The sequence below is a fragment of the Dehalobacter sp. DCM genome, from assembly GCF_024972775.1.
GTDB lineage: Bacteria > Bacillota > Desulfitobacteriia > Desulfitobacteriales > Syntrophobotulaceae > Dehalobacter.
Genome location: NZ_CP092282.1, coordinates 3,499,315 through 3,524,800 on the forward strand (window position 1 = coordinate 3,499,315; position 25,486 = coordinate 3,524,800).

Consider the following 25,486-nt stretch of genomic DNA (forward strand, 5'->3'; position numbering starts at 1 on the left):
ATCCAATTTAGACTGTTAATGTCCTGTCGTTTCGGCTATTCGATTGGAATCGCGGCATTGAGAACAGTCCCTTTGCCGATGACAGAATTGATCTGAAAAGTACCACCCATACTTTCGATCCGTTCTTTAATCCCAATCAGGCCTAAGTGAACGCCATTCAAGGCCCAAAGTTCCAATTGTTTCGTTTCGAATCCTTTGCCCGCATCCTCAATACTGATCGTCAACTGCGATTTTGTGTGGAAAAGATTAATTTGCAAGCGGTTTACCCCGGCATGTTTCAATACATTGGTGATCCCTTCCTGAATAAACCGATAAGCAGCGATTTCCACCTCTTCCGAGAACCGACTGTCTCTGTCGAAGCCTTCAAAATTTAATGATGTCAATAGTGATTCCTTAAAGATAATATCTTTACACAGTAATTCGACAGCAGACAATAAACCTAATTGGTTTAACGTTGACGGACGTAATTGATTACAGGTTTGATGCAATTCCACATTCAATTCAGCAATGACTTCCTCTAAATGGGTAATGACTTTAGCTGTCATTTTATCTTTTGTGACAGAGGGTTGATCAGCGAGAACTTTCAACCAGCGGCTTAGATCCAATCCCAGCTGTAAAGGTCCGGCATGTATTTCTTCGGCGATCATTTTTCGATCCTTCTCTAAATTCTTAAAAGCGGAACTCGAACCAATTAAAAATCTTTGATGCCGCATTCCAAGCTCTGATTTCCGTTCAATTTCTTCGATATCTTGAGAAAGCTTGTTAATGGTATAGGCGATTAGATAAATCCGGGCTATTTCTTTAGCCGCAATGGCAATGGCCATCAACTCCCTTTGTACCGGGATCATATTGGGATCCTTATATGTAATAAATATCCCGCAGACAAAGTTATCAACGGTATGGGGAATATAGAACGTGGCCGGAATATCTTCCGGAAGCATAACAATCTCCTGATCTCCCTGATCTCCCTTATTTCCCCCGCATACGGGTTTCGTTTCAAAATAAGACATGAGTTTATCCTGGGTTGTCACGTCTTCCGGAAAATGTCCAAAGGTCTTTTTTATATATTCAACCCTTTGGTCACAAGCAATCAGAAAAATACTATCGGCATTAAGGTCCTTTATCACTTTTCCATAGGGAAAGACCTCGTCAAATAATGCCAGGTTAGCCGTAATCTGACTTAATTTATCGGTAAAGTTCGGATCGGCTTTTTTCTTTATAAATTTGGCTAATAGACGATCGATGGTTATATAAATAAATGACGACCAGATGATTACCCAAATGGCTAAGCTTACTATTTGCAAAAAGGCATTTAAGTCAGATGTTTTTAGCAAATCCAAATAGATTGCCGCTAAAAATAACACGCCGCCGGAAATTAACGCCATTATCAAAAATGCGCCGGCTTTGCTGAACAGGATATGATAGTCCGGTAAAACCTTAGTAAAAATCACGTAATACCAGGTAACAGGAGCAAGGGCAAGGAATAAGTAAAAAAGACTAAAATTAATGGAAAGTATGATATTAAACACCGTTGGAATAACCTTCAAAAAGAAAAAGGGAAGAAAAGCAAGCAATGTGCCGCCGAGAAAGATAATGGCTTGATTTCTGATTTGACTGTCTTGGAAACAGACAAATCGAACCTGGGTGGCAATCGCGAAAACAAATGCCATAGAAACAGAAATTAAACAAAATTTTCGCAGGATCAAAATCATGTGGATAATACCGAATGATTGAAGCAGAGCGAGAAAAGACAGGGTTACGAAAGATATTAAGAATAGTATTTTTATATACCGGACCCATGTGCTTTTGTTTTTAGCAGGTATCATCGAGAAAAAATTGACTAATAGGTATGACGACAGTGATACCAAGATAAACTCCGCTTCTTTGGCAAATAGAATAATGCCGGCTGAAGCAGGAATGTTAATGATAGCCAGGCCAATGCAGAGGTTAAGCCAGAACAAAGCACGGGCTTGAATCATAAACGGCCGCTTCAAGCAGGCTATAAACCCAATAATCCCAAAAATAGCGGCAAGCATCATATACGGAAATTGTGTTAATACATTCATCAAGGTGTTTTTGGGGTGTATATCCAGAATCCGTATCTCGGATTGTCCGGCTTGCCGATATTCAATAGCAGAGGCGCCTTCCGCTTCATTCCACTTAATAATATTGGGGTATTTCTCTACTGGCTCATGGTTAATCCGAATGATGATGTCCCCGGTTCTTATTCCCGAATGGTAAGCCTCTCCGTTGGGGTCACAATAAGTAGCCGTCCATTGCCCGTTAAGATTATGGATGGTTACACCGATATAGGTCTGGTTTTTCCATAAGAAAACAGTTACGAACGAGATAATCAGAAAAGCGGCACTAACAATATAGTATGTCTGCCGCTTAGATAGTATATGACGCAAGCTTCATCATCTTTCCTTAACATACCTCTGTAATTTATTTCTATATTTGACATTAATCTTAATTCTCCTTCTATTATCTTTAAAATTTACAATTTTTTAACATTTTATATTAATCAACAGGGAGCACCGCTTTAAGAACTGTGCCCTTACCAATGAGTGAATTAATCTGCAAAACGCCGCCCATGCTTTCGATCCGTTCTTTTATCCCCATCAGCCCTAAATGGACACCACTGATGGACCACAGCTCCAGTTGGTCCGTATCAAAACCTCTTCCGCAATCCTCAACGGTTATCGTCAGCTGAGAGCCGGTCTTGACAAGGTGAATCTGCAAGGTATTCACTCCGGCATGTTTCAGGACGTTGGTAATCGCCTCCTGAATAAACCGGTAGGCTGCAATTTCCGCATCTTCCGGGAAGCGATCATCTCTGTCAAAGCTTTCGTAATTGAACGATATCAGCAGTGACTCCTTAAACATAATGTCTTTAAACAGTAATTCGAGAGTTGACATCAAACCCAATTGACTTAACGTGGCCGGGCGAAGATTATTACAGGTTTGACGCAGTTCATCATTCAACTCATCAATTAATTCTTCCAGATGGGTGATGACTTTAGCTGCCATATGATCCTTTGGGGCATTGCCTTGTTGAGCGAGAACTTTTAGCCAGCGGCTTAAATCCAACCCCAGCTGCAAAGGTCCGCCATGAATTTCTTCAGCGATTAGTTTTCTTTCTTTCTCAATATTCTTATAAACAGAACTCGAACCAATTACGAAACCTTGGCTTCTCTTAAGTTCAAGCTGGGATTTTCGATCAATTTCTTTGATGTCATGGGAAAGCTGGTTCATGGTATAGAAGATAAGGTAGATCTGAGCCAATTCTTTAGCCAGCGTGGTGACGGCCAGCAATTCAGGTTGTTCCAACATTCGATCGGAATCCTGACATGTTATAAATATCCCGCAGATAAAATTATCGAAGCCATGGGGAATATAGAGCGTGGCCGGAATATCCTCTAGGATTCGGACTGCCTCCTGATCTCCTAAAGCTCCCCCTGGCATTGGTTTGTTCGTTTCGAAATAGGATAGCAGATTATCGTGGATTGCTGCGTCTTCAGAAAAATCACCAAAGGTTCTTTTCAAGTATTCATTCTTGTGATTCTGTGCAATCAGAAAAATTCCGTCGATTTTATATATATGCATCATGTGCTTATAAGGAATAGACTCATCAAACAACGCCAGATTGGACGTGAGTTGATTCACTTTTTCCGTTAAACTCTGATTGGGTTTTTTTGTAATGTATTTAGCCATGATTTGATCCGTTAAAAAGAATACACATAGCGAACAAACGATTATCAAAATGGTTAAGCTCAATACTTGAAGATAGGCATTTAAGTCTATTGATTTTAACAAGTTGAAAAATATCGCTGTAAAAAATAAGACCAAACTGGAAATAAACGCTGTTACAGAAAGTGAAAGCATTTTTCTGAATAGTACTTTACTATCAGGCAAAAATTTATTGATAATAATGTAATGCCATGAGAAAGGAATAAAAGCAAAAAATAAATAACTCATATCTCTATAAACAGGAAGTGTGGTATCGAATACTGTAGGAATAACCTTCATTAAGACAAAAGGAAATAAGCCAAGTACCGTACCCCCGAGAAGGACAATGGTTTGATTTCTTATCTGCATATCTTTAGAATGAATACGACTTATCAGAGTAAAAATAACGAAAATAATTGCCAAAGAAATTGCGGATAAAATAAATTTCCTTAGAACTGAAACAATGTAGATTATACCTAATGATTGAAGCCCCGTTAGGAGGGTAATTGTTACAAAAGAAAATACGAAAAAGATCTTAATGCAGCGAATGATGGTGCTTTTGATCTCTTTAGGCATAACAGAGAAAAAATCGATTAAAAGCAACGGCACTAATGAAATAACGATATATTCCGCTTCCCTGGCAAACAGGATGAGGCAAGTTGACGCAGGCATTAATACTATAGCCAGGCCAATGCATAGATTTAGCCTGAATAATGCACGGGCCTGAACAAGAAACGGACGTTTAAACCGTGTAATAAACCCAATTATTCCGAATAGATAACCCAGCATAATCAGCGGAAATTGGGTAAATAAAGTTAAAACAGTATTTTTGGGTAGTATGTCAATTGTCTGAATCTTGGATTGTCCGGCTTTACGAAATTCAATGGAAGATGCACCTTCAGCCTCATTCCACTTACGAATATTAGAGTAATTATCCACTGCGTCATGGTTAATACGGATTATTATGTCGCCAGTCTTTATTCCCGAACGATAGGCTTCACCGTTGGGATCACTGTTCGTCACATTCCATTGTCCGTTAACATTTTCCACCCAAAGACCAATGTAGGGCTGATTTTTCCACAAAAAAATGTATACAATCGAGATAAGCAGAAAAGCGGCACTGACAATGTAATATGTCTGCCGCTTATTTACGAAATTCCACATGCTGCATCATTCTTTCCTTTGCAAGCCTTGAGCTAGAATTTAGTTAGTGTCTTAACCCCAAGTCTCTAGTACAGTCGAATCTACAGCCATAACATTTCCGGAGGCTACACTTTGTGTCTTTGTGTTTTTCAGAAAGCCCATTTCTTTGTCAGTTAAGGAAGTCTCTTTTTTTGAGGATAAAAATTGTTGAGGGTCTGTAACGAATTGATGAACCTGCGAAGCAATTTTTTCGTAATCCATTGTAAAATTCTCCTTCCACTAACATAATTTTACTTGATTAATTTGACATGATTGTCAAAACTCCTGCTAGTTTTTTTAAAATATTGAAATTCTTACATTATTTTTTTAACGTTCCCTAACACGTGATCTGCTACATTTTGATTTATTTTAATTGAAAAATAATTCTCTTCCCTCGGTACGTAATCGCCCCTAACGAGTCAATTATCCCCAAGAGCCTCTTATTCTAGACCAGACCATTATTAGAATTTACAAAAACCGGGACACAGAGTTATTCCTGTAATCCCGGTTTGCTTTGTAGACGTTACCCGCTATATGCCATCCTGCAGTGCTTGATTAAATCACCACATCCGCTTCCAGCGGGATGAAGGCAAATTGGGTCACATCGAAAAGTCCCTGATCCGTCAGCTTCAGCTCGGGGATAACCGCCAGGGACATAAAACACAGGGTCATGACCGGCTCTACGTCACGGCGGATGCCCAGCTCTGCATAGGCCTTCTCGTGAATCTGTTTCAGCTTCTCGCTGACCCATTCCCCGGTCTGATCACTCATGATCCCGCCAATCACCATGGGCATCGCGTCAATCACGGCCTTGTCTTTAACCAGAACAATGCCGCCACCCTGGGCAATCAGCTGCTCGACGGCAAAGGCCATTTCCTCATCCGTAATGCCCACCACAATGATATTGTGCGAATCATGGGCGATGGACACCGCCACGGCGCCATGTTGAATCCCATAACCACGCAGCAGGGCAACCGCCACGTTGCCGGTATTCTGATGGCGCTCAACGACGGCCACCTTCACAATATCCTGCTCCGGTTGGTAGATAAATTCGCCCCGTTCGTTGCGTTGGACGTCCGCTGTGCCCTTCCCTGTCACGACCCCGCCGGGGAGAATATCGATCACATGGACGTGACTGGATTGAAGCGGCAATTGTAACTTTGCCATGGAAAAATCCTTGACATGGAAGCTGCCCCGGACCGCCGTACTGTCACATCGTTCAACGGCCGGTAAATAGGTACCGGCTCTGGCAATCTCCTCGCCTTGGATCCAAACCCGCTGTACATGGAAATCCTTTAGATTATCCACCAACACAATGTCGCCGCGCAGGCCGGGCGCAATGGCACCCCTGTCGTTCAGACCAAAGCATTCCGCCGCATTGAGGGTGGCCATCTGGACGGCCAGGATCGGATCAAGGCCTTCTTCCACGCAGATTCGCAGGTGGTTATCCAGATGCCCCAGCTTCAAAATGGTCTCGGGCTGACGGTCATCCGAACACAAGATACAGCGGCGGCTGTTGGCCGGGGTCACGGCCTTGAGCAGCGTACGCAGGTTGTGACAGGCCGAGCCTTCCCGCATCAAAATGTACATGCCCCGGGAAAGACGATCCAGCATTTCTTCCGTGGTGGAGCATTCGTGATCCGTATGGATCCCGCTCCCCACATAGGCATTCAGGTCCTTGCCGCCGATGCCGGGGCTATGCCCGTCAATGCGTTTTCCCGCCCGGATCGCCACCAGCAATTTATCCAGTACATCATCCGTTGCCGAGATAACCCCCGGATAATTCATGAACTCCGCCAAACCCAGGATCTGCTCCTCAGTAATCGGATTCTCCATGGCGGCGGCATCAATCACCGCACCGGCATGCTCAAAAGGCGTTGCCGGAACACAAGACGGGAGCATGAAACGGATATCTAGCTTGGTCTTCTTGGCGGCGTCAAGCATGAAACGCAGACCGTCCAAGCCGCACACATTGACGATCTCATGCGGATCCGCGATAATCGTGGTCGCCCCGTGGGGAACCAGAAGCCGTCCGATTTCCTCCGGCGTCACATAGGACGATTCAATGTGAATGTGACCGTCGATGAAGCCGGGAAGAGCATACTGTCCATGGGCATCAATTTCCTGCCGGCCTGTATAATCGCCAATTCCTGCAATGCAGCCATCCACAATCGCGATGGCTTGGCCTTCGATGATGGCAGCATTATAGACATCCACCACCTTGCAGTTTTTGATCACCAAATCCGCAGGTAGTCTGCCTGCCGCGACCTCAATTCGTTTTTTTAACGCTTCTTTTTCCATAAAAACGTCTCCTCTATCTATCCAAAAGCGTACCATGCTAACTTAGAAAAGACAAACGTCCCCTTTATCCTTCTTTTAACCCCAGAATCGGATCAAAGGTGGTGAGTTTCACACAATCCACCGGGCCGACATCGGTGATCGCATAATCGGGAATCGCCGTAATCGGCAAAAAGAACATATACATGAGCGGCTCCGGTAAGTTGCAGCCCAACTGCTTGGCTGCAGCAGACAGCTCTTTTTCCTTGGCTGCGACCGCTGCAGGCTCCGCGTCGCTGGCAATCCCGCCAACCGGCAGCGGCAGAAAGCTCAACACGTCGCCGTCAGCGACCAGAACCTGACCGCCGCCGTTTGCGATGAGATAATTGACGGCGATCGCCATGTCTTCGGCACTGACCCCCATGACAATCAGGTTATTGTCGTCGGGTGCTGCTGAGGAAGCCATCGCGCCGCGCTTCAGATTCCAGCCCGAGCAGAAAGCCAGGGATCGGTTGCCGTTCACGCCGAAACGTTCAAGTACGGAAACCATGGCGACATCCTGTTCACTGTCCGGAAGCACCACACCGTTTTCCACTCGAAGGGTCACATCCCGCCGTTTGCGGACAAAAGGTCCTTCCACGTTCATCGCCAGAACACGTGCGGTTCCTTTCACGATCGGTACCTTGTATTGAAAATCTTCTTTGGTGGTTTTTTCGCACTTTAATTGACTGCTTAAGACGGCACTGCGCGGGGGCGCTTCCAAGTTGAAGGTCAATGCGCCGTCCTTCGCCACCAGCTTGCCGTTGGTGATCACAGCCTGTACCCGGAACTGTTCCGGGCTGTCAATCAGCAGAATATCGGCGATTCTTCCTGGAGAAATGGAGCCGACCTTGTCGTCAATGCGGTAGGCCTCAGCACTGTTGATGGTCGCCATTTGAATCGCGGTCATCGGCTCAACACCGGCGGCGATGGCGAGGCGAACCAAGTGATCCACATGTCCCTTCTCCAACACATCGGAGGGGGTGACGTCATCGGTACAGAAACTGACGCGTCTGGCCAGCGCGGGGTTTACTTCCGTCACAGCCCGAATGTTCTCAGCCAGAAAATGGGTGACGGAGGATTCCCGAATCAGCATATGCATCCCTTTGCGCATCTTTTCAACTACTTCTTCGTGGTCATAGCTCTCGTGATCCAGCCGGACCCCTGCACACAGATAACCGTTTAGATCGTTGCCCCGCGCCATGGGTGCACAGCCGAAGATCGGCAGGCGGTTCTTGGCGGCCTCGGCGATGGCCCCCAGGGCATTCTCGTCCTCTTCCTGAATGGCTTCCCGCACGGTTTCCCATACACCATAGCATTCCTGCCATGGTTGAACTACCCGGTGGATTTCCGGATTAAAGTTGCAGGCGATGGTGGAGGTCGGAAAGGTATAGGGGGTTTTATAAGGAGCGCCCCAAAATACTTTCAGGGGACTCCTTTCCGCCTCGGCCAATACCTCCCGCAGGCCTTCCAGTCCGGACACAGAAATATACTCATCCAGCCCGGATACCATGCTGGTGGTCCCACACGGCACCACCGCTTTGGCAAAGCTCGTGATACTCAGCTTGCTGCATTCGCTGTGAATATGTCCGTCGATGAGTCCCGGGACAAGGTATTCTCCGGAGGCGTCAATAATTTCTGTCTCCGGCCCGAGATAGGCCTGCACATCGCCTACAGCAACGATTGTATCCTGATAAATAGCCACATCCGCCGGATAGATCTCGCTGGTCATCACATTGACCAGTGTCCCGTGCAGAATCGCTTTTTCCGCCGGGATCAACGCTCTTCCGGCGCGAATCAGCGTTTTTAAGTTCTCGACTGTTTTCTCCATGAATCTGTCATCTCCTTGTTGCGCTGGGGGCTATTATTTCCAAGTGCCGATGACATTCTCCACCAGGAATTCCTGGGTGTTAATCTTATCATCACTGAGGGTCTGACCCGCCGGGACCAAACCATTTCCTTCGTTGTCCTTCAACTCACCGCCAAAGACGGTAATTTTACCGCTCTCGATATCGGCCTTGGCTTGCAGGACTTTGTCTTGGACATCTTTGGGGACAATCGCGTCATTGAAAGCAGTAATCTTGGCACAGTCGCCACCTTCGTAATAATAGGTGTCGCTGCTGGCGGTTCCGTCAACCACAGAAGCCATAATATCCTTAAAGATCGGTGCGAAGTTCCAGACATAGGAGAATAGCACGGCCTTAGGTGCCAAGGCCTGCATATCGACGTTGTACCCGATACAGTATGCCCCATTGGCTTCGCACGTCTGCGGAATTGCCGGCGAGGATGCTTCCATGCCCATGTACTTGATGCCTTGATTGATCAGGGTCTTGGCACTTTGAGTTTCAATATCGACATCGTACCAGCTGTTAGCCCAAACCACTTGAACCTTGGCTTTGGGATTGGCGTATTTTGCCCCCAGCGCATACCCGTTAATCGCTGCACGTACTGAAGCTTCCGACATGCTGGCTGCAAAGCCCAGGGTATTGTTTTTGGACATGAGGGCACTGGCATATCCAGCCAGGAACATGCCTTCATAATTGCGGATCTGATAGCCGATCAGATTCGAAACCTGATCCCCTTGCTGGGCGACGATGATATCCGGGTTTTGCGCAGCCAGTTCGGAAAGGAAGGTGGCATAGCCGGCGCTGGCACCGATGATCAGATTGACCCCTTCACTGGCCAGAGCGTTATACGCGTTACTTACAGAGGTCTGATCTTCCGCGACATTTTCAATCACTTTTAAATTCTCTTCAGGAATTCCGAGCTCAGTCATGGCCGCGAGCAGGCTTTCATGCGTGGCCTGGCACCAGCCGCCGTCATTGACGACCAGCGAGGTGATTTCACCGATTTTGATGCTGGAATAGTCAAGCTTGGTTCCCGAGGCTTTCTCCGTTGCGCTGCCGGAGCATCCGGCCAGGAGTGTGACGGCCATGGCCACGATGAGTAACATACTGATCCATTTTTTCTTCATACTGACTTTCATTTCTTTTCTTTCCTCCTTGTTTTTAACGTTCTTCACGAACGTATTTTTGACACAATGCTGCTGGTTCTGCCGTATGTATCTTGCGAAAACTGCCCGTGGTTATGATTAAGGCAACGACGGTTGCCGCATACGGAAGCATACTGTAAAACTGGGTTGGGATTCCCGGTAGGTACACCTGCAGGTTCATGCCGAGGATGCTGATGCCACCGAAAAGCAGGGCACCAAGGGCAGCAAATCCCGGGTTCCAGCGAGAGAAGGCGACCAAAGAAAAGGCAATCCAGCCCTTCCCTCCCGTCATGCCTTCATTCCAGAAATTCGTGTAGGACAGGGTGATACAGGCGCCGCTGATGGCGGTCATCGCACAGCCAAACATCACATAGAGATACCGCAGCCGAAATACATTGGTACCTGCCGTGTCCAAAGAAGCCGGGTTTTCTCCGAGCGCCCGCAAGATCAGTCCCGGCCGTGTTTTCTGGATGTAAAATAGGCTCAAAGGCACGATAATGTACATGAAATAAACGAGAAGATCCTGATGAAAAAAGATCTCGCCGACTACCGGGATCTTACTCAGCAGCGGAATCGCGATTTTTTCAAATTTGACTGCCGAAGCAATTCCTGTGACGTTCTTGCCAATGAAACCGCTCAAACCGCTGCCAAAGATCAAAAAGGCCATGCCGCACACCGTCTGATCCGCCTGAAGGGTCACAGTCAGAAAGGCAAACACCAGACCCAACACCCCACCAACCCCGATGACCGCCAGCAGGGCAAGTGCCAGATTGTTGGTATGGACCACCGTTAAGAAGCCGGAGACCGCTCCCATGAGCATGATGCCTTCAATCCCGAGGTTCATGATTCCGGCACGCTGGGAAAAAATCTCGCCGATGGCCGCATATAAAATCGATACGGCGTAAACAATGGCTGCGGCACAAATGGAAGTGATAAGCACACTCATCGTTTCGACACCTCCCTATTGCCCGCCGAATAATATGTTATTTTATAGTGATTCAAAAATTCACCGGCAATAACAAAGATCATAATCGTTCCTTGAAGCATGGTGGCGATTTGCGACGGTACACCCATGAGCTGGACAGCCGCACAGCTGTTTTGCAGACCGCCGAATAAGATCGAGACGAGGATGACCACCAACGGGTTAAACTGGCTGAGATAGGCGACGACAATACCCGTATAGCCGCTGCCGCCGGGCAGCTGTGCCTGTACGCGATGCACGATGCCGGTCACTTCCACAAAGCCGGCCAGTCCCGCCAATGCCCCACTTAAGGCGAAGACGATTAAAATATAGCGTTTCACTGGTATACCGGCATACTCCGCGGACCGGGTGCTGTTCCTGATCACGCCGATCTGATAGCCACCGGTGGTATGTTTCAAAAATAGCAGCAAAAGAATAGCAATCCCGATGGCGAGCAAAACGCCGGAGCTTGTTCCACCCAGACTTGGAAGATACATGGACTTCGGAATGGTCGTGGTCATCGCGGTGGTTTGCCGGGGTGCCATCCAGGGACCGTAGCAGAGATAATCCAGAAATAGCAAGGCGATATAATTGAGCATCAGGGTGACGATGGTTTCATTCACCTTCCAATACGCCTTCAGCACCGCGGCAATCATCGCCCAAAGACCGCCGCCCAGTGCGCACAGCAAAAACATGACGAGCAGATTGAGCGGCGTCGGCAAGGCCGGTCCGAAAATCGCAAATCCACCGCCAAAAATCGCGCCGATGGCATACTGCCCTTCCGCACCGATGTTATTCAAATTCATTTTAAACGCCATCGCCACACTTAAGCCGCAAAACATCAACGGCAGCGCTGCATTGATACTGTTATAGAGTCCTCTGGCATTCAGAAAAGAGTAGGAGATCATTTTGGCATAGACGGCAATCGGATCAAATCCATTGGCGATGATCAAGAGCGAGCTGAAAACCAACGCCAGGACGACACACACGATGGGATTAAGTATGCGTTTGCGTAGTGAAACGGTTTGCTTTTTTTCGAATTGAATATTTCCTATCTTCATCGTCTTCACCCTTAAAGTGACGCACCGGACATCAGGCGTCCGATTTCATCATAATTGGTTTCTGCTGTATGGCGAATTCCCATCAGCGTGCCGTCACACAGCACCGCAACCCGATCCGACATCGCAAAGATTTCGTCCAATTCTTCGGAAATCAGCAGCACACAAGCGCCTCTGTCCCGCTGCGCCAGCAAAATACGGTGGATGGCTTCCGTTGCCCCGATGTCCAGTCCGCGCACCGGATACGCTGCAATGATCAGCGTCGGGTCGCCGTTAATTTCCCTGGCGATCAGCAGCTTCTGCTGATTGCCGCCTGACATAAGACTGACGGGCAAATCCAGCCCACCATGCTTAATCGCATGGGCTTGCACATGGCGCTCGGTCAAAGCCGCAATGGCCTGATTCCGAAGAATACCGCCTGTGCTGTAGGCCGGCGCACTGAATTCCTTTAAGATCGTATTTTGTTTCATATTCATGCCTGGAATCAAGCCCATTTTCAAACGATCCTCCGGGATAAACGCGATCCCCCGGGAGATTCTATCTTTGGCACTGGTTTTGGTTATGTCTGCTCCGCTCATGACAATGCTGCCTGAAGTGACCTTTCTTAGCCCAGCAAGCGCTTCAGCCAATTCACGCTGCCCACTGCCGGCGACACCGGCAATTGCCAAGATTTCACCGGTATGCAGCTGGAAAGAGATATCGTGCAGCGCAACCAGTCCCTTATCATTGAAAACCCGAAGCTGTTTCGCCTCCAAAAGCAGGTTTCCTTGTTCCTTTTGGGGCTTTAGCTTGATTTGCTCCATGCCCCGTGCTCCGACCACGGCTTTGGTCAGACGCGGAATGGTCGCTTCCGCTGCGAGCATTTCATCCTCCACTTTGCCGTTCTTGAGAACCGTAATGCGATCGGCATGCGCCATGACCTCATTCATTTTGTGGGAGATAAAGATCACGGATTTTCCATCGTTGGCCATCTTGCGCAACGTTTTAAACATCTCACCGGCCTCTTGGGGCGTCAAGACCGCGGTAGGCTCGTCCAAAACCAAAACCGCGCTGTTCCGACACAACAGTTTCATGATCTCCACCCGTTGCTGCTCACCCACCGAGAGCTGCCAGACTTTGGCACCGGGGTCCACCGGAAGAGCAAATTTCTCAGAATACGCCCGAATTTGATCCTCCATTTTTTTCTGATTTAAGAAGAAAGCGCATCGCGACATACTCAGAAAGATATTTTCCGCCACGGTTAACGTCGGAATCAGCGCAAAGTGTTGATGTACCATCCCAATATGTAAGTCCGCAGCTGTTTTTGGACTCTTCATATGGACTCTTTCACCTTGGTAAAGGATCTCACCCGTATTGGGTTTGTAAATCCCCAGCAAGATGTTCATCAACGTACTTTTTCCGGAACCGTTCTCTCCCAGCAGCGCATGGATCTCCCCCGGATACAAGCTCAGATCAATGTGATCGTTGGCCAGGGTATTTTCAAATTTTTTCGTAATCCCTTTCATTTCCAACAGAGCAGGTTTTGCCATCGCGTGATTCTCCGTTTCGTGCCATAAAATAAAAAAGACAAATCACAGTTAGGAGTGTAGGCTTCCCGTCCTGCAATTTGACGAATTTTAGGTACGCTATTGAATTGTAAACCAGACAATACTATAAATAGACAACAAAAAAGGATCAGAACCGGTGTTCTCATCCATTTAGACAACCAACGTTGCGTTTTAAAACCAAAAAACAACATTGCTGAAAAAGGAACACCATAGCGTAGGTAATTCATGGTTACCACGTAGAAACTTCCACACCGTATCTGTGGACTCATATGGCTCTTTGTAATCCAAAATATTCTATTCTTCTGAAGTTTAGCATATCATTCGACAAATATCAACAGCGAGTCAAACATTTTCCGAATTGTCTCACGGGTCTCACGGGTTCGTAGGCTGGATTCATGCATCTTTTCAATTTATGTACTTGGTGATGCTATCCTATTGACTATTTCTTCCAGATCTTCGAAGCGGCTTCCCCTGTCAGGCGGTAAACTCTTTCGGCAACTATAACGGAACAATTCCCCAGACCGCACGTGGGTGTAATCAAGGCTTGCTGAAGCAATCGCTCTTTCGGTACGCCCTTCCCGGCCAGCTCATCCACTCCCCTGTAAAAACACGCCAGTACTTCCTCGGAGGTCAGGGCCAAGGCGATCTCGTTGGTCGGGATCAATCCCCAGGCCAGCGTCCCGCCTCTTTCCAGAAACGCCGCCACTTGCTCCGGGTAACAGGTTATGGCGGCAAAATAATCGTAGCCATCAAAGTTGACGATATCGGTTTGGGATGCAAAAATCATACTCCAATCGGTACTGGCACAGACGTGGATTCCGGCAAGACCATCCGCTTGATGAATCGCGTCGATCAACACATTCAGTTCTGCCGTGATTTGTTGTTTGTGCACCGAGTTCGCTCGTTTGCCGGAAAACGCATATAAACCGGGTTCATCTATAAAGAGAATGACTTGTCTTCCGAATGGGCTTAAGGTCTTAGTCTGCCAGTAGGCTTGCAATGCAAGGGATTTGACGATGATATCCCGTAATTCAGCGGAGTAGTAGGCCGATTGATGAGCCGAGTCTGTAATTTGCGTGGCCAACGTGATCGGCCCGGTAATTTGCCCTTTAGTATAAAGCGGCTCTCCCAGCTCTCCTCTTTGGCCCTTGCGGATAAAGTCATAGAATCCCTGTGCGGCATCTTCCGGAATTGCAAAAAAATCCAAAGCATCCGGATTGCCCGCTTTAATTGCGTTAACGCGTTGATAAAAATTCGCCACAGCGTTCTGCCAATGATCTTCCAAAGGATCAAAGAACAGTTTTCCTTCTATGTCCGTCACCAACCCCGAATTAATCAGCGGAAACGCATACTGCTTCACCATCGTATCCTGAGCATTGCGGTGAGGCAGTTGGGGCCAATGCGGGGTCTGAGGCATTGTCTCCCGAATAAGAGTAATTGCACTTTCTGTATCGGCATGCGGCAGACTGCCGATTGCAAGCGGCAGCATTCCAATATTTTTTCTCATAGTCATTCCCCAAAAATCAAAATTATGCTTATTATTGTAGCATGAATTCCTTAGTGACAATACTTATTCGTCCATACTCATCAGTCTTCTAGTAAATGTGTTAATACTTTCAAACCGGGTTTGGACGGTTTTTTCTTCACTGCAATAACAGCCGAGATCACTGATCACATAATCAACACTGCCTATACCAATTGAATCTTCCCTTGGGTTGTAAAATAACAAACTGTCATTAACCTTTCGCATCTCGTCGAACGTTTGAAACCAAATATGATCCCGGGTAGAGATATTTTCCGGGCGTAAGAAACGATAACCGCTGGTTTCGGCCGGTTGCCGATCTCGGAACGTATCCGGATGGTCGCCGTAGATCCGCATGTCCGGATGAGATTCGTCCTTTATCTGCTTCGGATCATCATTTTCCTGATGGCTGCACCCGCTTTTTTCAAACTTATCGCTCGTAACTACCAGGACCACTTCCGGAGATACTTTGTTATTGACGTGTTCTTTCAGCTTGATAATGGAATGATGCCCTGCAGAATGCTTGAATTGATCTTTGGTAAACCCGTTGGCACCCATCATAATAAAGTCAATTTCATAGTGTTCCATTACGTTACCGGCAATGATGTCCGGAATTAAAATGACATCGGTAAAGTCCATTTTTATCAACTCATAGGCCAAAGAAAAACCGTCATGAAATAAAACCCCGTTGTTCAGGTTCAATTGCGTCTTGGGTTGCCCATCACAGACAAAAATCCTGAATTGTTCTGAGATTTCTTTTTTCAATTCGGTACTATAGATATTGTACCGTTTACGCTGGGTATCCTTACTGAACTGCTGCGTAATCAGACAGTCCCTAAAACCGCATAGTGCCTGTACCACCAGATTGCTGTAACCAAACAACAGAATATTGTATTTGAATTGGGAGACGTCCCTTTCTTTCGGGAGAACAAAATCCCAAAAAAACAGTCTGGCGGATTCCCGTATTTCGCTTTTTCTTTGGAAATGCAGCTGGTAAAGCGTATTAATTTCGGTGATGAAGGTTGATAAGTTGGCTGGCAAATTTTGATCACATAGCAATTCACAGCGATCGATCAAGTGTTTTAAGCCAATATGACAGGGCCTTTTTTCCAACAAGTTCTGGCGGATTTGGGCAACGAATTTTTTTAGTTCACTCTTGATCTCTTCCTTGGGAATTTTGGATACTTGGGTGGCTTTGGTGTGCTCTTTGAGGTAATAGCCGGACATATTTGCGATGGACATGAGCACCATTTCAATCAGATTCGAAGCGCTTGGATTGCGCAAAATATTATAATTGATAACCATGCTGAGCAGATCATTAAGCAGCTGCCGTTCGATGTAGTCCGTCACCCTTTCCGCCTGAATATCCAGATAATACGCGAGACCGCCTTTGGCCAGGATATGCATCACACTGGCTAATTCGGTGTGAAGATCGTTCATGACATCCTTGATAATAAACTCGATCTTTTCTAAAACCCAGGTCGGATCATCGACATTCCTTTCTTTGAGCTGTTCCAGCGTTGGGATTCGGAAGCTGACAGTGATTCTGTGTTTTTCTTCATCGATAATGACACCCAGCACCAATTTGCTTTTGATCCAATGCATTTTTAATTCCGAAGGGATATCATAGGCCAGACATATTGCGTACCCATAATCGGGCGCCCGTGACGAATCGATATGTAAGGCATCGGCCAGCCGCAGAAAGGCCGCCAGTAGCTGGACATGATACGCCTCATAACGGATCGGCAGTGTACGGGCACACTCATTGATATCCTCGCGTTTGCGGTGATAACGACAGATCTTGCCGATAATCTCCTTATCTTCCGTATGGTTGGTGTTATTTAATTTATGCTCAAGCCCGCACCGGTCATAATACTCGTAAATGTATTTCTCCGAAGTCAGATGGTGCCGGTCTCGGATTTCTGAATCGGTTAGTTCGATTTGATCTTTATCCGTATTGAATTCGTTGGCCACGGAACGCAGCATCCCAATATCATGCAGCCAGGCCGAAGCCAATAAATAGAAACGTTCCTCTTCCTTTAGTTCAGCAAAACGCGGTATCAACTTCATAATCAAACTCTCAACCGCCCTGCAGTGTTCAGGCCCATGGGTGGTATAAAAAGGCAAAGGCTTTTCGTTGGGAGCATTCCACATTTTCTCAACTCTTTTGCGAATCTTAGCAAGACAATCCTGATGTTCCTTGCACAGAAAATCTTCTGCGCGCATCTCATGTTCTGAGCCTCCCCACTTATTCCCTCCCGGATAATCTGACATTTCTGAACCCTCCCCTCAAAGAATATATACTATTATTCGATTAATTCCTTAATATTCCTTTTTCTAAATTATATGGCGGCCAGAAGGCCGCCATAATTGTTTATGCAAAATACTTATTTTAAGCAAAGAGCCTGAATCCGATTGTAAGTTAATATATTAATAACGAAGACGAATTCAGTCCGATAAGAAATGATGCAATGGGGAGGAGCGAAAACATGACTTATTATCTACCGGATCTGCCGTATCCTGTGAATGCCCTGGAACCTTGGTATGATGCCGAGACGGTCAGAATCCACCATGATTTCCACCATAAAAGTTATGTAGATGGTTTAAACAAGGCAGAGGAAAAACTGAAAGAAGCTCGGGCAAGCGGTAATTTTGATCTGCTCAAACATTGGGAGCGGGAACTCGCTTTCCATGGCTCAGGATTCATTTTACATAACCTTTTTTGGACTAATATGTCGCCCCATGGCGGGGGAGAGGCTTTTGGTCCTATCGCCCAACATATACCGCTTGATTTTGGATCTTTTGCTGTTTTTAAGAATCAGATGAGTGCAGCAGCGGGATCTGTTGAAGGTTCCGGATGGGCCGTGCTCGTATGGAATCCTTTCCTGCGGAAGCTCGAGATCCTTCAGGTAGAAAAACACCAGGACCTCTGTCTCTGGGGATCATTTCCTTTATTAGTGCTTGATGTTTGGGAGCACGCCTATTATCTGAAGTACCAAAACAGGCGCAAAGAATGGATCAATGCCTGGTGGAATCTGGTGAACTGGAACGATGTGAATTATCACTATCGTTATGCCATAAAAGCCTAAAGCAAAATGTGTGGATAATCCATTGCTGACTTAAATAATAAAAATCAACCGTTCGGTTATTTGAACGGTTGATTTTTGTGTTGGGCGGGTGGATATCCTGCTTTCTTTATTACAGCAGATCTTCAAATGCGCTGATGAGTCCGCCCAGTCATTTCTCGATTCCTTCTGAAATTACTGGGGAAAAGGGTTAATACTCGTCACAACTTAGTCTGGAGAAGCCAAACTCATTTGCAGCTGTGAAATATTCCAGACGATCCACGAGCGCAATCTCATCTCTGGCGGGTAAATAAATTCCTCCCTGTTCGGGACGAATCCTCAGATATTCACCGCCTACTACCCTCTCCATTGCAGGCAAAGTGATCGGAGGATCCCAACTTCCTAAGCTGACGATGGCATTTACTTCCGGCTCACTGTAAAACAATGGGTCGTCAACTCCTTCTGCCCCGCCGTGCTCAAAAGTCATCAATGCGGTCTTGATACCTTTTTCTTCACATCTCTTTAGGCTCAGCATGGTCTCGATAAATGCATTACCATCTCCTTCCCAGGTAGCCACGACGCCATCGGCGTTTAACAACTGTGCTGAAGCGGCAACGAGATTGGCACAGCGTTTTTTGCCTTCCATTTCCTCGAAACGGCCTCTGAATAATACCACTCCGACAAAGTTAAGGGACTTCCCGTGTCTCTGGTACAGTTCCCTGATTAATGGATTATTGGTATGAAACCAAGTCGGCGTTTTCACATTGGGGTGGCTCCAGTTACCGTCGACCACAGCGCCATCCAGGATTTCATTTGGGTGAACGATGACAGGAAGCAACTGATCAAAGCGCATGTTGTAAAAAAAACTGCTTAGGTTAAGTCCCACTGAGTGGACCTGGTAGAGGTAAGCCACTTTGGGAAGACCTTCCTTCGCGCCTTCCAATGTATAGGACGTGATGCTGTCCGGCACCCCGCCGCGCAGAACTTCGCCCAGATACCGGGCTGCCCGGATTCCGGCTAATCTGACCGATTGTTCATATTGTACCTCATCCAACCCCGGTTGTAATTTCAGAATACATACCACATTCATCATCGAACTAAAAGGGGTAATAGGTCCGCCTGGTCCCACCATATCCAGAACACTGTCTCTGACGATGTTTAACCCGCCATGTCTGGTAAGCGGAAATTCACAGGAAGTGAGCACAGCGACTCCTTCCATCCGGTAAGTCGTCCCCTCACCCAGTTGCCCCACCGGGGAGGCCGTTCCTGCATAAGGCGCTACATTCCCGGCCTTGAACCGCGGCTCAACCGCATCGATCACGTGCACAATGCGGGCCTTTTCTCCTGGGAACACGATATCAACATCGGCTTCAGAAAAGGTTTTATCTTCCTGAAGGCAGTCAATCAAAGCTTCACGATTGATTTCTAATATCCCGTTGTGTAAGCAGGTCTGACTGCTGAATTTGACTTGTTCAACTCGAAAAGTACCCATTTCTAATCTCATAATTTACCCCCTAGAGATCGTTTATGACAATTGGTGATGTTCCCAGTTTTTGCTCCAGCGTTTCCAGCGCAGCGGCTAACAACTTGCGGCTGATCTCCTTACCGCCTTGAGCCGGTAACGCCGGATCGCCGCAAGGATGCGGAATCTTTGTACCTGCCACCACCCGATTGGCTCCCACATTGACGGCCAGGGTGTACATGGCGGTAATCACGCATGTCGGAATCCCATTTTTCTCTAATTCTTTGGCGAGCGTTGCACCGCAACGCGTACAGGTCCCTCAGGTCGCAGTCAGGATCACCCCGTCCACGCCTTCCTGCTGCAACTGCCAAGCCATTTCCTGGCCGGCTTTTTGGCTGACGTTGACCGCCGCACCCACACCGGAAGTTGAATAAAACTTACTGTGCAACTGCCCGTATACCCCTTCTGCTTCCATTTCCCGCATCAACTCCACCGGCACAAGAACATTGGGGTCTGCGTTCACGTAAGTTGGTGTATACCCTCCGTGGATGGTCTCGTAGTCCGAGCCGTTCAAAAGCTGTTTTCCGGAAATATCATAGACGCCCCACGTTTCCGCCCCGAAAGAACGAATCCCGTCAGGGTTCCCCCGTGGCACGAGTCCTCCCGTCGTTACAAGCGCGATTTTGGCTGTTTTGAGGTCAGCAACCGGGGGTGCCGGTTCTGCGCTGTCCATCTCCTGGATCGGGAGTTCGGTGAGAAAGGGTTGGCCCTTCAGTTTTGCCTCCAACATATCCACCAATCGCTTCGCTGCATCTTCCTGGCGATAGACCAGTTTTCTGAAGCCGCGAGGGATATACCCTTCTTCACGGGCAGATCCCAAAGGTGTATCGGACGTCATTTTTTGAACCAATGCCGCCATTTTTTTGAGTGCATCTCTCATCCCGGCTGCTTTCCCGGTAGTAGGGACAATGTAAACCGAGCGGCGGTACAGTTCCACCATCGGGTTTTCCACGTACATTCCAGTGATCGCAGGTATCCGTAGCTCCCGAGCCACTGCCTCGCCTATTGCCCCACATGCCTGACCATATCGGCCTGCGTTGAATGCAGGGCCGGCGATGACCATCTCAATACGATGCTCTTTCGCCTTGGCAACCACTTGCTGCAATACTTCCTCTTGATGGCTGTGAAAATAGTTATCCCCGCAAACTGCGACGAGCGTCACCATCAATGATTGATCCAGAAGAGAGCCAAAACCGATTGCCGGTCCAATTGGCTCCTCCATAAAAAGCAGAGAGGTGTCCGCTTTTTCTTCGCCGCCGATCCCGGCAAAGAATTGATTCATATAGTAAAGTATTCGCACGAACCGTCTCCTCCTATTTTAAGCCTTTATTTTTTGAAAATAGGTTTCCTGATATTGCCGGAAATAGCTTTGCTGATTTGCCGGTTTGAGCAAACTCAGGATGATGGACACCGTGAGTACTACGATCAGGGTACCGGGAAGTTCACCAAGGCCGGTGATATCTACCAAAAAATAATGCCACAGGATATAGAGGATGGGCCCTGCAATCGTGCAGAAAAAGGCGGCCTCCCGACTGGCCTTATCCCAGAACAATGCCAGGATCATCGGCACGCCAATCACAATGACAAAAGCACCAAAACCAAAGGCATTGACAATGGTAATCAGAGGGATCTGTATTTCGCTCAGAATAAATGCGATGATTCCGATCACGGCCGTTGCAATCCGCGCAAAGCGCAGCTCTTGTCTTTCTGTCAAACTGACTCCTTTAATCCGGCAGAGAACATCGTGCACGATGCTGGATCCGGCTGCCATCAACAAAGCATCCAAGGTCGTAAAAACAGCCGCGAGTAAACAGAAAATCATCAGCAATCCGACAAATCCAGGCGCTACTTGCGCCAAAAATACAGCGAAGGCTTTATCCGATGTTTCGACGGCGATGCCCAGCGCCCGTGGAATCAAACCAATCAAGACTGCGGCAAACGTCCAATACAGGGAGATGACGACCCCCATAGGAAAAGCTAATCGTGCGGTTTTGCCGTCTTTCATCCCATAAAAAGCCGGAATAATATGCGGACTGCTGAATAAGCCGAACATATAGACAAACGCTAAATTAAACCAGAGCGAACGCGGCATTTCTCCAAAAAAGGTCGTTAAACTGTAGTTTTTCTGCGCCAATAAAGTATCCAGTCCGGAGATACCACCAACCGCTCTCCAACCAACAATAATAGCCGCTGTAACAGCAGTAATCATGATCATGCCCTGGACGACATCCAGATAGGCAATCGCCTTACGGCCACCCAACGAAGAAAAAACAACCAGTACCACACTAAATATGATCAGCGCCCAAAGGTACGGTATCCCCAGATAGCTCTCCAGGGTTAATGCTACCGATCGTAATTGGACGACAAGCATAGGAATGCTGAAAAGAACAATCCAAAATGCGACGATTGGATAAAAGTGTTTGGATCCATACCTTTTCACAAACAATTCCGGTGTCGTAATGGCTTGGATTTTATGGGACACCTCACGAATCTTTGGCGCAATCAGAAACCAACTGATAAATACGCCCAAAGCTGCTCCAAGCTGCCAAGTAGCGCCGCCCCAGCCATACTTGTAAGCCATACCCGCTCCGCCGACAAACAAGCCTGCACTGGTAGCTGCAGTTGCAGCCGTGAAAGCCGAGGTGACAGGCCCTAACATCCGGCCGCCAAAAACGTATCCTTCCAGACTTTTCATACCGCTTCGTCCATAGTAAACCGCCCAGCAGGGCAATACGATAAAAAAGATAAATAAGGCAATGTATTTGCCGATTTCCATCATGAATTCCCCTTTCATTCACTCGTTCTAAATGATGCGTTGCTAGTCAAACTTTTTAAAGAAGCCCTTGCCGAAGATGGATATGCCTATCGCAGCAAAACAAAAAAACAAGATTGTTCCAATAAAAATAGTACTCGCATGCATGTTGATCCCCCCTTTCAAAATAAATGATAAATAAAAAACCCGCATCTCAAACAGAGTGCGGATTTTTCCATCATCCATCACCTAAACCAGCCCGTTCGCGAAGCTGGCATAGAAATTTGCAGGCAGGTCTCCTGGCTTGGATCATTGCGTATTACACCTTCCCCCATCATAACCGGAGTGGTATCTGTATACGCTCCTCTTTACAGTGGCGGGTCCGTCCGGGAATCACACCCGGTTCCCTATTCTCCCCAAAAGGGGCACCTGCAAATATACGAAGTTATTTATATTATTCTGAAGTATTCAATCTGTCTTTAATTGTCCTAATATGATTCTTCCTGGCTTTTCAAACACCGGAATATTTTGGGTTTCTCTGGATGAGCAAGGAAAGAGCGTCGTAAAGGCGCGTGAGTTTTCCCAAAAAAAGGCTCCCTTTCCCTATGATCATCACCTGCTTCACGTTGTCCCTCAGTATTAGTTCCCGCGCAGGCCCAATGTACGGCACTCCTGAAGGAATGTGCCCCTGACTTGGCGCAAAGCCAGGCACTCCAAAGCGGCGGATCTGTTCCTGAATCTCGCTACGATCGATCTCTTTATTTAGCACACCCAAGGAAGCGATCATTTTATAGTTCTTTTCAGCAATATCACCACACCCTGTAGGCTCAAGGATTTCTGGATTCACAAGCTCTGCGGCATAACGATCAATCTCTGATATTTTATAGCCGCCTTTTGTTAAAGGCTCCGCGATAAGGGAACGAAAAACCTGTTGCGGTGAATCGCCACAGCCTACATTCATTCTGCCAATTAGATCCGTACGCAAAATCGGATTGAAACCGTCATCCTTACTGATATGAATGGCAAAGGCTCCTAACATATCCTCCAGGACAGGCATCCCGTGTTTAAGGTGGATTCCTGCATTGAGGCCAAGCTTCGCACAGCAGCCGCCGCCTACGACAATCACGTTTGCAAAGATCCCTGACTGTACGAATGCTGCAGCTTGCAGCAAGGCATGCATTGGGGCTGCACAGAATGCACGCGTATCGGCGCCGCTGGCATTTGAACAGGTGCAGGCTTCGGCAATGGACTTGGCGAAACCACCGCCTCCCTTTTGCCGGATATCTCCACAGGCCTCCTCAGATGCTTCAAAAATATAGTCTACGTCCAGAGGATGAAGGCCAGTATTGTTGAAGAGGAGCTGCAGCGCTGCCGTTGCTGAAGCCTTGGCAATGAGGTTCTCTGCGATCCGTGAGGCGGCTAGGGCAGGATCCGAAATGCTTGCCTTCTGGATACACCCGATGGTACTTCCGTCAAAGGTCAATGGCAAGGCTTCCCTTGTTTGAATCGATTCTGCAATCTCTTCATTAGAAAGTGAATCATTTTGGGCAGAGGATATCCCTTTGAGCATCGATACAGCAGGATGTGCACGAAGTTTTGGGAAGACGGCCTGTTTAAAACCCGTTTCCAAGCACACAAGGCCATTGACGTCAACCGCAGCTAGCAATCCCAAAAATTCATCTTCTGGGAAAATTTCGCCGAAGCGCCCGAAACGCTTCGCATCGGGCAAAGCATGATGATACCAGGGACGGGGGATATTCAATAAATCCTTGGGAAAAAGATTCCCAATAAAAGCCTGATTCGGCGGATAACATACAGCCTCTCCAAAACTGCGCAGTTCATCCGCGAGCAAATGCGTGGAAACATTACCTTCTGCGCTTGCCTGCTGCAAAAGAAGTCCGGGTGTATGAAATAAGGCATAACTTGCTCCTTTGATGACCGGAAAGCTCATACAGTCACTTCCTAAGGAAAGAATTGTTTCCGTACATTGGAAACCTCTTGAACAATCGCTGGAATGTCAAGGATCATTTCGCTCATTTCCATATGCCGTAAATAAATCTGCTGATCAACAAATGCTTTGAGTTCTGCAATATGATAAGACTTCAGCCCAAACTGGGCTTCTGCAAACGGATCAAAAAATGCAGGGTCACAGCCCGCTACCGTTTCAGCAGCGATCACCGCCATTTCAGGATCCGAACTCCCCAGTACAGCGATGAGTTCCTCACGGCCGAACTTCTGAGCAAGTTTCCGGATTTGTGCCTGATTTTCTTGATCCATTGCCCCAGCCGATGTTCAAACGTAACAATGCGTCATCGCATAGATCACTTCACCGCCCGCGCTCATAACACATTCTTCCAATGATTGAGCCGGAATGCCATCCCGGTCACCGATAATAATCACTTTTTTCCCTTTTAACATGACATTCTCCCCTCCTTTGATTTACCTTTTTCTCAAATTAAGTAAAACTTGGCTGGCGTCAAGTCTTTGGCACGTGAAGGCGATCATAGCCTTCACGCCCCAGTTGCACTGATATACAAAAAAAAGTCCAGTGATCAAATCAGAAAATTTGATCGCAGGACTTTACCTTCATCCCCGATGACAATTTAAAGGCAGGTCTCCTGGCTACGGGTCATTGCTTGTTTCGAAGGCCTTCCCGGCTTATACCAGTGGCTATCCGATCGCTCGCCGATTACAGTGGTGGGTCCGCTCCGTTCATTGTCCAGATTTGACAATGTTTGGATTCCCTATTCTCCCCATGCGCGGGGCACCTTAATCATCATATAGAATTTGAGTTTACTTTACAATAAATCCAATAGATTGTCAATGATTTCGTACAGGAG

Annotated in this window: 17 protein-coding genes and 3 riboswitches; of the genes, 1 reads left to right on the forward strand and 16 read right to left on the reverse strand. The window is 47.2% G+C overall.

The window, feature by feature from the left end:
• Window positions 1-35 precede the first annotated feature (35 nt).
• From LPY66_RS16295 to LPY66_RS16345, 11 genes are all read right to left on the reverse strand, one after another.
• Entirely contained in the window at window positions 36-2,411 is a 2,376-nt protein-coding gene (locus LPY66_RS16295) for an ATP-binding protein (protein ID WP_337985305.1), read from the reverse strand.
• Window positions 2,412-2,520: 109 nt separating this feature from the next.
• Complete coding sequence (locus tag LPY66_RS16300; protein WP_337985306.1) at window positions 2,521-4,893, reverse strand: ATP-binding protein; 2,373 nt, start codon at window positions 4,891-4,893, stop codon at window positions 2,521-2,523.
• A gap of 51 nt (window positions 4,894-4,944) precedes the next feature.
• Window positions 4,945-5,133, reverse strand: coding sequence for a hypothetical protein (locus LPY66_RS16305; RefSeq protein WP_337985307.1), 189 nt, complete (start codon window positions 5,131-5,133; stop codon window positions 4,945-4,947).
• Window positions 5,134-5,466: 333 nt separating this feature from the next.
• Window positions 5,467-7,212 carry an adenine deaminase gene (gene ade, locus LPY66_RS16310; RefSeq protein ID WP_337985308.1) on the reverse strand — a complete coding sequence of 582 codons (1,746 nt, stop codon included), beginning with the start codon at window positions 7,210-7,212 and terminating at the stop codon, window positions 5,467-5,469.
• A 64-nt stretch (window positions 7,213-7,276) separates the two neighbouring features.
• On the reverse strand, window positions 7,277-9,058 hold the full coding sequence (locus LPY66_RS16315; protein WP_337985309.1) for an adenine deaminase: 1,782 nt from the start codon (window positions 9,056-9,058) through the stop codon (window positions 7,277-7,279).
• A gap of 33 nt (window positions 9,059-9,091) precedes the next feature.
• Window positions 9,092-10,213, reverse strand: coding sequence for a BMP family lipoprotein (locus tag LPY66_RS16320; protein WP_337985310.1), 1,122 nt, complete (start codon window positions 10,211-10,213; stop codon window positions 9,092-9,094).
• A 22-nt stretch (window positions 10,214-10,235) separates the two neighbouring features.
• Window positions 10,236-11,165: an ABC transporter permease gene (locus tag LPY66_RS16325; protein ID WP_337985311.1), complete on the reverse strand. Its 930-nt coding sequence runs from the start codon at window positions 11,163-11,165 to the stop codon at window positions 10,236-10,238.
• On the reverse strand, window positions 11,162-12,241 hold the full coding sequence (locus LPY66_RS16330; protein WP_337985312.1) for an ABC transporter permease: 1,080 nt from the start codon (window positions 12,239-12,241) through the stop codon (window positions 11,162-11,164). The genes LPY66_RS16325 and LPY66_RS16330 overlap by 4 nt, the downstream gene beginning before the upstream one ends.
• A gap of 11 nt (window positions 12,242-12,252) precedes the next feature.
• Entirely contained in the window at window positions 12,253-13,767 is a 1,515-nt protein-coding gene (locus tag LPY66_RS16335; protein WP_337985313.1) for an ABC transporter ATP-binding protein, read from the reverse strand.
• Between the two features lie 208 nt (window positions 13,768-13,975).
• Window positions 13,976-14,078, reverse strand: a riboswitch (purine riboswitch).
• Between the two features lie 146 nt (window positions 14,079-14,224).
• Window positions 14,225-15,292 (reverse strand): hypothetical protein, encoded by a 1,068-nt coding sequence (locus LPY66_RS16340; protein ID WP_337985314.1) that lies wholly within the window; start codon window positions 15,290-15,292, stop codon window positions 14,225-14,227.
• A 63-nt stretch (window positions 15,293-15,355) separates the two neighbouring features.
• Window positions 15,356-17,581 (reverse strand): HD domain-containing protein, encoded by a 2,226-nt coding sequence (locus LPY66_RS16345; RefSeq protein WP_337985315.1) that lies wholly within the window; start codon window positions 17,579-17,581, stop codon window positions 15,356-15,358.
• Between the two features lie 215 nt (window positions 17,582-17,796).
• On the opposite strand from LPY66_RS16345, the gene LPY66_RS16350 reads away from it, so the two are divergent.
• A complete protein-coding gene (locus LPY66_RS16350) occupies window positions 17,797-18,396 on the forward strand; it encodes a superoxide dismutase (RefSeq protein ID WP_337985316.1) in 600 nt (199 codons plus the stop codon).
• 187 nt (window positions 18,397-18,583) lie between these two features.
• Here the strand turns inward: LPY66_RS16350 and LPY66_RS16355 are convergent, their stop codons facing one another.
• From LPY66_RS16355 to grdA, 5 genes are all read right to left on the reverse strand, one after another.
• Window positions 18,584-19,876 carry a glycine/sarcosine/betaine reductase component B subunit gene (locus LPY66_RS16355; protein WP_337985317.1) on the reverse strand — a complete coding sequence of 431 codons (1,293 nt, stop codon included), beginning with the start codon at window positions 19,874-19,876 and terminating at the stop codon, window positions 18,584-18,586.
• A 10-nt stretch (window positions 19,877-19,886) separates the two neighbouring features.
• On the reverse strand, window positions 19,887-21,194 hold the full coding sequence (locus tag LPY66_RS16360; protein ID WP_337985318.1) for a glycine/betaine/sarcosine/D-proline family reductase selenoprotein B: 1,308 nt from the start codon (window positions 21,192-21,194) through the stop codon (window positions 19,887-19,889).
• A gap of 18 nt (window positions 21,195-21,212) precedes the next feature.
• Entirely contained in the window at window positions 21,213-22,673 is a 1,461-nt protein-coding gene (locus LPY66_RS16365; RefSeq protein WP_337985319.1) for a sodium:solute symporter family protein, read from the reverse strand.
• A 245-nt stretch (window positions 22,674-22,918) separates the two neighbouring features.
• A riboswitch (cobalamin riboswitch) is annotated at window positions 22,919-23,094 on the reverse strand.
• 63 nt (window positions 23,095-23,157) lie between these two features.
• On the reverse strand, window positions 23,158-24,597 hold the full coding sequence (gene grdC, locus LPY66_RS16370; protein ID WP_337985320.1) for a glycine/sarcosine/betaine reductase complex component C subunit beta: 1,440 nt from the start codon (window positions 24,595-24,597) through the stop codon (window positions 23,158-23,160).
• Window positions 24,598-24,608: 11 nt separating this feature from the next.
• A complete protein-coding gene (gene grdA / locus LPY66_RS16375) occupies window positions 24,609-25,064 on the reverse strand; it encodes a glycine/sarcosine/betaine reductase complex selenoprotein A (protein WP_337985321.1) in 456 nt (151 codons plus the stop codon).
• Between the two features lie 173 nt (window positions 25,065-25,237).
• A riboswitch (cobalamin riboswitch) is annotated at window positions 25,238-25,433 on the reverse strand.
• Window positions 25,434-25,486: the final 53 nt, after the last annotated feature.

Coding starts and splice junctions, on each gene's coding strand:
- LPY66_RS16335 (WP_337985313.1), bottom strand. CDS start 13,767: ATGGCAAAACCTGCTCTGTTGGAAATGAAAGGGATTACGAAAAAATTT.
- LPY66_RS16315 (WP_337985309.1), bottom strand. CDS start 9,058: ATGGAGAAAACAGTCGAGAACTTAAAAACGCTGATTCGCGCCGGAAGA.
- LPY66_RS16365 (WP_337985319.1), bottom strand. CDS start 22,673: ATGATGGAAATCGGCAAATACATTGCCTTATTTATCTTTTTTATCGTA.
- LPY66_RS16330 (WP_337985312.1), bottom strand. CDS start 12,241: ATGAAGATAGGAAATATTCAATTCGAAAAAAAGCAAACCGTTTCACTA.
- LPY66_RS16345 (WP_337985315.1), bottom strand. CDS start 17,581: ATGTCAGATTATCCGGGAGGGAATAAGTGGGGAGGCTCAGAACATGAG.
- LPY66_RS16355 (WP_337985317.1), bottom strand. CDS start 19,876: ATGAGATTAGAAATGGGTACTTTTCGAGTTGAACAAGTCAAATTCAGC.
- grdC (WP_337985320.1), bottom strand. CDS start 24,597: ATGAGCTTTCCGGTCATCAAAGGAGCAAGTTATGCCTTATTTCATACA.
- LPY66_RS16350 (WP_337985316.1), top strand. CDS start 17,797: ATGACTTATTATCTACCGGATCTGCCGTATCCTGTGAATGCCCTGGAA.
- LPY66_RS16300 (WP_337985306.1), bottom strand. CDS start 4,893: ATGTGGAATTTCGTAAATAAGCGGCAGACATATTACATTGTCAGTGCC.
- ade (WP_337985308.1), bottom strand. CDS start 7,212: ATGGAAAAAGAAGCGTTAAAAAAACGAATTGAGGTCGCGGCAGGCAGA.
- LPY66_RS16320 (WP_337985310.1), bottom strand. CDS start 10,213: ATGAAAGTCAGTATGAAGAAAAAATGGATCAGTATGTTACTCATCGTG.
- LPY66_RS16305 (WP_337985307.1), bottom strand. CDS start 5,133: ATGGATTACGAAAAAATTGCTTCGCAGGTTCATCAATTCGTTACAGAC.
- LPY66_RS16325 (WP_337985311.1), bottom strand. CDS start 11,165: ATGAGTGTGCTTATCACTTCCATTTGTGCCGCAGCCATTGTTTACGCC.
- LPY66_RS16340 (WP_337985314.1), bottom strand. CDS start 15,292: ATGAGAAAAAATATTGGAATGCTGCCGCTTGCAATCGGCAGTCTGCCG.